This is a genomic window from Brevundimonas sp. (assembly GCF_031082345.1).
Taxonomy (GTDB): domain Bacteria; phylum Pseudomonadota; class Alphaproteobacteria; order Caulobacterales; family Caulobacteraceae; genus Brevundimonas.
In genome coordinates this window covers 10,790-18,200 of sequence record NZ_JAVHLH010000027.1, presented here as the reverse complement: position 1 = coordinate 18,200, position 7,411 = coordinate 10,790, and the positions used below count along the sequence as shown (strand labels likewise).

Genomic DNA, 7,411 nt, shown 5'->3' with positions numbered 1-7,411 from the left:
CGTCCTTGCGGCTGACATTGAGCTCGCGGGCCATGGCGTCGGCTTCCTTGAGCGTCAAGGCATTGAGCGACTGTTTCAGGCTGCGCAGGTTGAAGAACAGCTTCTTCTGCGCCGCGGTGGTGCCCATCTTCACGAGCGACCAGCTGCGCAGGATGTATTCCTGGATCGAGGCGCGGATCCACCACATGGCGTAGGTCGCCAGGCGGAAGCCCTTGTCCGGGTCGAATTTCTTGACCGCCTGCATCAGGCCGACGTTGCCCTCGGAGATCACCTCGCCGATCGGCAGGCCGTAGCCGCGATAGCCCATGGCGATCTTGGCCACGAGGCGCAGGTGAGAGGTCACGAGGCGGTGCGCTGCCTCGGGGTCCTGGTGCTCGGTCCAGCGCTTGGCGAGCATGAACTCCTCGTCCTTCGCCAGCATCGGAAATTTGCGGATTTCAGTCAGGTATCGCGAAAGCCCCTGTTCAGGCGACATCACCGCGAGCGATCTGGTTACAGCCATATGGTCCCTCCGACCGTCAAAACGAGCGGGTTCTTCGGAAGCGGCCACCCGATGTGCGCCGTCGCCTCACCCCTCAACCGATGAAATAGGGTCGGGTTTCCGCATTTGTCAGAGGCGGATCGTCACACAGAAGCATGACCGTTGCCCCGGCGCCACTGCACCGAACGAGTGACTGTATAGTCCAGAGTCCGTCCTTTATCAAGACGGACTATATGAGGCCCAGAATCTGGCGGTACGTCGGATGAACGACGGCGGCGTGTTCCGGGTGCTTCTGCAGCCAAGCCGAGAAGAACGGACACACCGGCAGGATGAGCAGGCCGCGGTCTCGTGCGTCGTCGAGCACGTATTTGGCCAGGCGGCTGGCGATCCCCTGACCCTCCAGCGCTTCGGGCACGAGGGTTTCGGTGATCATCAGGTTCTGGCCGGACAGGTTGTAGGTCACCACGGCCAGGTCGTCGCCAACCGGCAATTCGTAGCGGTGCGCTTCGGTGTTGTCGCGGATGCTGGCGTCGGTCATGGGGCCTCCTGTCCCGGATGTGGAGAGTCACAGAGCCTCGAGCAACCGTTCCAGTTCGCCCATATCCGGCGGCGGCGCGGTCTCGAAACGCAGCGGCTCCCCGGTGACCGGATGTACGAAGCCGAGGACCGCCGCGTGCAGCGCCTGACGGGCCAGTCCCGCCTCCACGATCGCGGCGCGCACCGCCGTCGCCGGGCTTCCGGACCCATAGACCTGATCGCCCAGGATCGGCGCGCCTTTGGAGGCCAGATGCACGCGAATCTGGTGGGTTCGGCCGGTATGCAGGGTGCAGGCGACCCGCGCCGCCATGGGCGCTCCCCCGGCCTTGGCCGGCAGGCCGAACACGCGCTGGACCACATAGTCGGTGACGGCGTTCCGCCCCCCGCTTCGAAGCACCGCCATCTTCTTGCGATCAGAGGACGAGCGCCCGATCAGCGTCTCGATCCGGCCCTTCGACGGACTGGGCGCGCCCCGGGTCAGGGCGATGTAGGTGCGCTCGATGTCATGGGCGGCGAACAGGGCCGAGAGGCCGGCGTGGGCCCGATCCGACTTGGCCGCGACCATCACGCCCGACGTATCCTTGTCCAGCCGATGCACGATGCCCGGCCGCGCGACGCCGCCGATCCCGGACAGCGAGGCGCCGCAGTGCGCCAGCAGCGCATTGACCAGGGTCCCGGTCTCGCTGCCGGGGGCGGGATGCGCGGCCATGCCCGCCGGCTTGTCGACGACAATCAGGTCGGCGTCCTCGAACAGCACGGTCAGCGGGATCGCCTCGGGCGCGGGGGTCGCCGAGATCACGGGTGGCAGGATGATCGTGTACAGCCCCGCCTGAGCCTTGGCGGAACCGCTGGAGACAGTCTGGCCATCCCGGCTCACAGCGTCCTCCGCCAGCAGGGCCTGAAGTCGGGCCCGTGACAGGGCGGGGAAAATGCCCGTCAGCGCCTTGTCCAGACGGGTCCCGCCCGCCTCCAGCCGCGCCTCGAGCACTGTCGGCTCGTCGTCTTCGATCAGAGGTTCGTCGGACACCGGGCGCTCCGCCGCCGGGCTGGGCGGTCCCCGATCTAGCACGTCCCGCCCAAGCCTCGGCAAGGTCCAAGCTTGGCAGTTCTTGCCGCTTCTATCATGATCAACGGCGATATCTGGGGAGGCGGAATCCATGAGACTTCTGATCATCGCGGCCGCGGCCGGCGGGGCCGCGCTGGCGCTCGGCAGTTGCGCGACCATGAGCGCCGAGCAGTGCATGGCGGGGGACTGGTCCGGCCAGGGCTACGTCGACGGCCAGCAGGGCCTGACGATGAGTCGCCTCGATGACCATGCCGAGGCCTGCGCCGAGCACGGCGTAACACCGGACGCCGCCGCCTACGCCGCCGGTCGTCGCCAGGGCCTGCTGCAGTACTGCACGCCGTACAAGGGCTTCGAGGTCGGGCGGTCCGGTTCTGGCTACGCCGGTGTCTGCCCGTCGGATCTGGAGGCGGATTTCACCTACGGCTATCGGGACGGCCAGGTCGTGCGCGCGGTCGAACAGGCGCTGTCGAGCGCCCGCAGCCGGGTCGACAGCCTCGGCGCGAGGCTCGAGGAGCTGGACGAGAAGATCATCGCCAAACAAGCGGAGGCGCGCGCCGACGGCCTGACCGACGAACAGCGCGAGCGGATTCGCAACCGTATTCAGGAGATCCGCCGGGAACGCGCCGACACCGAACGCGACTGGCGACGCGCCCAGGACGAGGTCGACGACGCCGAGCGCGACGTCCGCGACGTCCGCTGGCGCTTCCGGGATCAGTACGGGAGCTGGTGAGGGACCGGCCGGCGCCTGGCGCGCCGGCCGTCAGACCTTACGCGGCCTTCTTCTCGAGCTTCTTCTCCCACTGGCCCAGCGAGGCCAGGCCGTTCATGCGGGCGCGGTGGTGGAAGGCGGACTGGCAGGCCACGGCGTTCTCGGCCTTGCCCGACCAGGCCCGCTGCGGCGCGGCCTGAAGCGCACGGCCATACGAGAAGGTCATCTTCCAGGGGAAGCCGCCGATGCGGTTCATGGCGTCGAGGTGGGCGGTGGCCTGTTCGTCGGTCTGGCCGCCCGACAGATAGGCGATGCCCGGCACGGCGGACGGCACGGTGGCCTTCAGCGCAGCGATGGTGCGTTCCGCGACCTCTTCGACCGACGCCTGACGCACGCTGCCCTTGCCCGAGATGACCATGTTCGGCTTCAGGATGATGCCCTCCAGCGCCACCCGCTGTTCGTACAGCTCCTGGAACACGGTCTGCAGCACCCAGCGGGTGACCTCGTCGCAGCGGGCGATGTCGTGCGATCCGTCCATCAGCACTTCCGGCTCGACGATCGGCACCACCTGCTCCTGCTGGCAGATGCGGGCGTAGCGGGCGAGGGCGTGGGCGTTGGACTTGACCGCGCCCCAGGTCGGGACGCCGTCGGCGATGTCGATGACGCCGCGCCATTTGGCGAACCGGGCGCCGCGCTCGTAGTGGGCGCGCACGCGCTTCGACAGGCCGTCGAGGCCCTTGGTGACGGTCTCACCCGGGAAGCCGGCCATCTTGGTCGCGCCCTTGTCGACCTTGATGCCGGGGATCGAGCCCGCGGCCTTGATAATGTCGACCAGCGGCGTGCCGTCCTTGGCGTCCTGGTACAGAGTCTCCTCGAACAGGATCACGCCCGAGATGTGCTCGCGCATCGTCTGTTCCGAGCGGAACAGGCATTCGCGATAGTCGCGGCGGTTTTCTTCGGTGTTCTCGACCCCGATGGCGTCGAAGCGCTTCTTGATGGTCCCGGTGGACTCGTCGGCCGCCAGAATGCCCTTGCCGGGCGTGACCATCGCCTCAGCCACCGCGTTGAGCGCCGCCAGATCCATCGAGTCCTCCTTGGGTGTTGTCGTTTGCGGGTCATCTAGCTCCGCCGGAGCCGGAAGTCACGCATTGTTACAAGCGCTTCTCAGGCCGCTGTAAGGGCTTCCACCCCCGGCAACGGCTTGCCTTCCATCCATTCAAGAAAGGCGCCGCCGGCGGTGGAGACGAAGGTCATGTCGTCGGCCACGCCAGCGTGGTGGAGAGCTGCAACCGTGTCGCCGCCGCCCGCGACGGCGACCAGCGCGCCCGACTTCACCAGCTGGGCCGCGGCCTCCGCCGCCTTCACCGTCGCCGCATCGAACGGCGGAACCTCGAACACGCCGAGCGGCCCGTTCCAGATAAGGGTCCGCGACAGAGCCATGGCCTTGACGAGCTTTTCGACGGTCAGCGGGCCCGCATCGAGGATCTTCTCGTCGTCGCCGATCTCCTCGCGCGCCAGCACGGTCCGGGTCTCCGCGCCGGGCTTGACCTCGGTCGCCACCACCACGTCGATCGGCAGCAGGATCTCGCAACCCTTGGCCTCGGCCTCGGCGAGGATATCGCGCGCCGTGTCGGCCATGTCCTTTTCGGCCAGCGAGCCGCCGATATCGATCCCCTGGGCGAACAGGAAGGTATTGGCCATGCCGCCGCCGATAGCGAGGCGGTCCAGCTTGCCGACGAGGTTCTTCAGCAGGTCCAGCTTGGTCGAGACCTTGGCTCCGCCGACGATGCCCAGCACCGGCTTTTGGGGCTTGCCCAGAGCGGCGTCCAGCGCGTCCAACTCACGCCGCATCGATTCCCCGGCATAGGCGGGCAGACGCCGCGCCAGGCCCTCCGTCGAGGCGTGGGCCCGGTGCGCGGCCGAGAAAGCGTCGTTGACGTAGACATCGCCCAGTTCCGCCAGCTGCGCCGCAAAGGCCGGATCGTTCTTCTCCTCGCCGGGATGGAAGCGGACGTTTTCCAGCAGCACCACCCCGCCGGCGTCGATGTCGGCGATCACCGCCTTCGCCTCGTCGCCGACGCAGTCTTCCGCGAACCGCACCGGCGCGCCCAGCAGCCGCTCCAGATCATCGACCACGGGCCGCAGACTCATCGACGGCACGCGCTGTCCTTTTGGCCGGTCGAAATGCGCCAGCAGCGCCACCTTGGCGCCCGCGTCGCGCAGCTTCTCGATGGTCGGGATGGCCACGCGCAGCCGGGTGTCCTCCGTCACCTTCCCGCCCTCCATCGGCACGTTGAAATCCACCCGGACCAGCGCGGTCTTGCCGGCGAGGGAGGGGGCGTCGTCGAGGGTGAGGAAGGTCATATCGGCTCTGGTCCGGGGCGTTGGGAAGACAGACGATGGGAGCGTCTCCATCGAGGAGGTTCAGTCGCCCATTTGCAGGTCATCGGCAACGCCCCGCAGACAGACGACATGAAGGTGTGGCGCCCCCGAACACTCCAGTCGGCGAAATTGTTCGGCCGGAAACAGCAAGACCCACGACCATCCGGTCGCGGGCCTTTGCCGTTATCAAAGGGTCAGGTCAGGCTACGCCGGGTTGCAGGGCCCACCGCATCGACCCTTCGCCGAATGGGCGAAAGAACAGGTCGCGGTATCGCTCGAACACTTCGACAATCCGGTTGGTCAGATCCTGCGCGACCATCTCCCCGCGCTGCCGCTTCATCGCCGCGACGCACTGGACGACGTCTTTCTGGTGAGCGGATCCACCCATGCGCTTGAGCACCGCGGCGACGTCCTGCGCCAGCGGGTCGATCTGCGCCGCCCATGGATTGGTGTTCTGAGTCATCCGGGACACCCCCTTGTTCTCGACACAGAAGAACGGGTCGCAAATACTGGCAGGGGATGCAAGCGTGGCCGCGAATTCGTGATCGAGGCGAAGGTGGGAGCCCATGGCTCCTGTCCGCGTTTTCGTTCCATGATCCGAACCAGCGTCAGCCTCCTGGCCGTTTTCGCTCTCGCCGCTTGCGGCCCGGGCGAGCCCAACCCCCCCACTGAACCCGCCGAACCGATCGATACGCCGGAGGCGGCTGCTCCTCCGGGCGCGCCGCCGCCCGGCGCGGGCTCGATCCTGCCCGGAGCCGGACCCCGCAGCTTCGTGGGCCGCTGGGCCGCCGATGTGTCCTGGTGCCCGAACACCACCGGTCCCGAACGGCCGATCGAGATCACGACGACCCGCTTTGAAGGCTATGAGAACAGCTGCGCCATCACCAATATCGCGCAGGTTTCGGACGGCTACGAAGCGGCCCTGACCTGCACTGCCGAAGGTGCGGTCGCGAACGAGCGGGTGCGAATGGCGGTCTCCGGCCAGACGTTGCGCCTGACATGGCTGAACCGCGACAACGCCCTCGTCACCCTGACCAAATGCACGACGCTGGAGGACACGTCCGCCGGATAGGCGTCAGCCGCTGAACAGGAAGTGCATCACGTCGCCGTCCTTGACGACATAGCTCTTGCCTTCGGCCCGCATCTTCCCGGCTTCCTTCGCCGCCTGCTCGCCCTTCAGGGCCACGAAGTCGGGAAAGGCGATGGTTTCGGCGCGGATGAAGCCCTTTTCGAAATCGGTGTGGATCACCCCGGCCGCCTGCGGCGCGGTCGCGCCGACCGGAATCGTCCAGGCGCGCGCCTCCTTGGGGCCGACCGTGAAATAGGTCTGCAGTCCGAGCAGGGCGTAGGCCTCGCGGATCAGGCGGTTCAGGCCCGGCTCCTCAAGTCCCATGCTTTCAAGGAATTCCGCCTGCTCATCCGGATCGAGCACGGCCAGCTCCGAGTCGATCTTCGCCGAGATGACCACGGCCTTGGCGTTGTCGGCGGCGGCGCGTTTCGCCACCAGGTCGGACAGGTCATTGCCCTTGTCGGCCGAGCCTTCGTCGACATTGGCGACGTAGAGGGCGGGCAGGGAGGTCAGCAGCTGCAGCATGTGCCACGCCTTCTCGTCCTCCTTGTCGACCTGGACCACGCGGGCGGGCTTGCCGGCGCGGAGCGGGGTCAGCGCCATATTGATCAGGCGCAGCGTCTGCTGCGCCTCCTTGTCGCCGCCCTTAGCCTTCTTCTCCACATTGACGACCCGCTTCTCGAGACTCTCGAGATCGGCCAGCATCAGCTCGGTCTCGATGATCTCGAGGTCCGAGATCGGGTCGATGCGGTTCTCGACGTGGGTGATGTCGTCGTCGACGAAGCATCGAGCCACGAAGGCCACGGCGTCGCAGTCGCGGATGTTGGCCAGAAACTGATTGCCCAGGCCCTCGCCCTTCGAGGCGCCGCGCACCAGGCCGGCGATATCGACGAAGGTGATGCGCGACGGAATGATCTCTTTCGATCCCGCAATCGCAGCCAGCACCGGCAGGCGCGGCTCGGGCACCGCCACGTCGCCGGTGTTCGGCTCGATGGTGCAGAACGGATAGTTGGCCGCCTGGGCCGCCGCCGTCTTGGTGAGGGCGTTGAACAGGGTGGACTTGCCGACATTGGGCAGGCCGACGATGCCGCATTTGAAACCCATGGGATTGGTGTCCTTCGAAACGATCCTTGCGGCTTTGTATGGATGTGACGTGCCGCGTCAAGG

9 protein-coding genes are annotated in these 7,411 nt (G+C 67.0%); 2 read left to right on the top strand and 7 right to left on the bottom strand.

Features of this window, described 5'->3' with window-relative positions:
- The 3 genes from RDU12_RS03265 to RDU12_RS03255 all read right to left on the bottom strand — a co-directional run.
- A partial coding sequence (locus tag RDU12_RS03265; protein WP_308684092.1) for an RNA polymerase factor sigma-32 occupies positions 1 to 502 on the bottom strand: 502 nt, incomplete at its 3' end.
- Positions 503 to 710: 208 nt separating this feature from the next.
- Positions 711 to 1,019: a GNAT family N-acetyltransferase gene (locus RDU12_RS03260; RefSeq protein WP_300289423.1), complete on the bottom strand. Its 309-nt coding sequence runs from the start codon at positions 1,017 to 1,019 to the stop codon at positions 711 to 713.
- A 27-nt stretch (positions 1,020 to 1,046) separates the two neighbouring features.
- Positions 1,047 to 2,045, bottom strand: coding sequence for an RluA family pseudouridine synthase (locus RDU12_RS03255; RefSeq protein ID WP_374990182.1), 999 nt, complete (start codon positions 2,043 to 2,045; stop codon positions 1,047 to 1,049).
- 130 nt (positions 2,046 to 2,175) lie between these two features.
- Here RDU12_RS03255 and RDU12_RS03250 point away from each other — a divergent pair, with 130 nt between their 5' ends.
- The gene (locus RDU12_RS03250; RefSeq protein WP_300289422.1) at positions 2,176 to 2,814 is read left to right on the top strand and encodes a DUF2799 domain-containing protein; all 639 of its coding nucleotides are present in this window, start codon (positions 2,176 to 2,178) and stop codon (positions 2,812 to 2,814) included.
- Between the two features lie 37 nt (positions 2,815 to 2,851).
- Here RDU12_RS03250 and RDU12_RS03245 read toward each other — a convergent pair whose 3' ends face one another.
- From RDU12_RS03245 to RDU12_RS03235, 3 genes are all read right to left on the bottom strand, one after another.
- Entirely contained in the window at positions 2,852 to 3,877 is a 1,026-nt protein-coding gene (locus tag RDU12_RS03245; RefSeq protein ID WP_300289420.1) for a class I fructose-bisphosphate aldolase, read from the bottom strand.
- An 80-nt stretch (positions 3,878 to 3,957) separates the two neighbouring features.
- Complete coding sequence (locus tag RDU12_RS03240; RefSeq protein ID WP_300289419.1) at positions 3,958 to 5,157, bottom strand: phosphoglycerate kinase; 1,200 nt, start codon at positions 5,155 to 5,157, stop codon at positions 3,958 to 3,960.
- Between the two features lie 217 nt (positions 5,158 to 5,374).
- Positions 5,375 to 5,743: a hypothetical protein gene (locus RDU12_RS03235; protein WP_300289418.1), complete on the bottom strand. Its 369-nt coding sequence runs from the start codon at positions 5,741 to 5,743 to the stop codon at positions 5,375 to 5,377.
- Between the two features lie 24 nt (positions 5,744 to 5,767).
- Here RDU12_RS03235 and RDU12_RS03230 point away from each other — a divergent pair, with 24 nt between their 5' ends.
- Entirely contained in the window at positions 5,768 to 6,247 is a 480-nt protein-coding gene (locus tag RDU12_RS03230) for a hypothetical protein (protein ID WP_300289417.1), read from the top strand.
- A gap of 3 nt (positions 6,248 to 6,250) precedes the next feature.
- Here RDU12_RS03230 and ychF read toward each other — a convergent pair whose 3' ends face one another.
- On the bottom strand, positions 6,251 to 7,348 hold the full coding sequence (gene ychF / locus RDU12_RS03225) for a redox-regulated ATPase YchF (protein ID WP_308684091.1): 1,098 nt from the start codon (positions 7,346 to 7,348) through the stop codon (positions 6,251 to 6,253).
- Between the last annotated feature and the right edge of the window lie 63 nt (positions 7,349 to 7,411).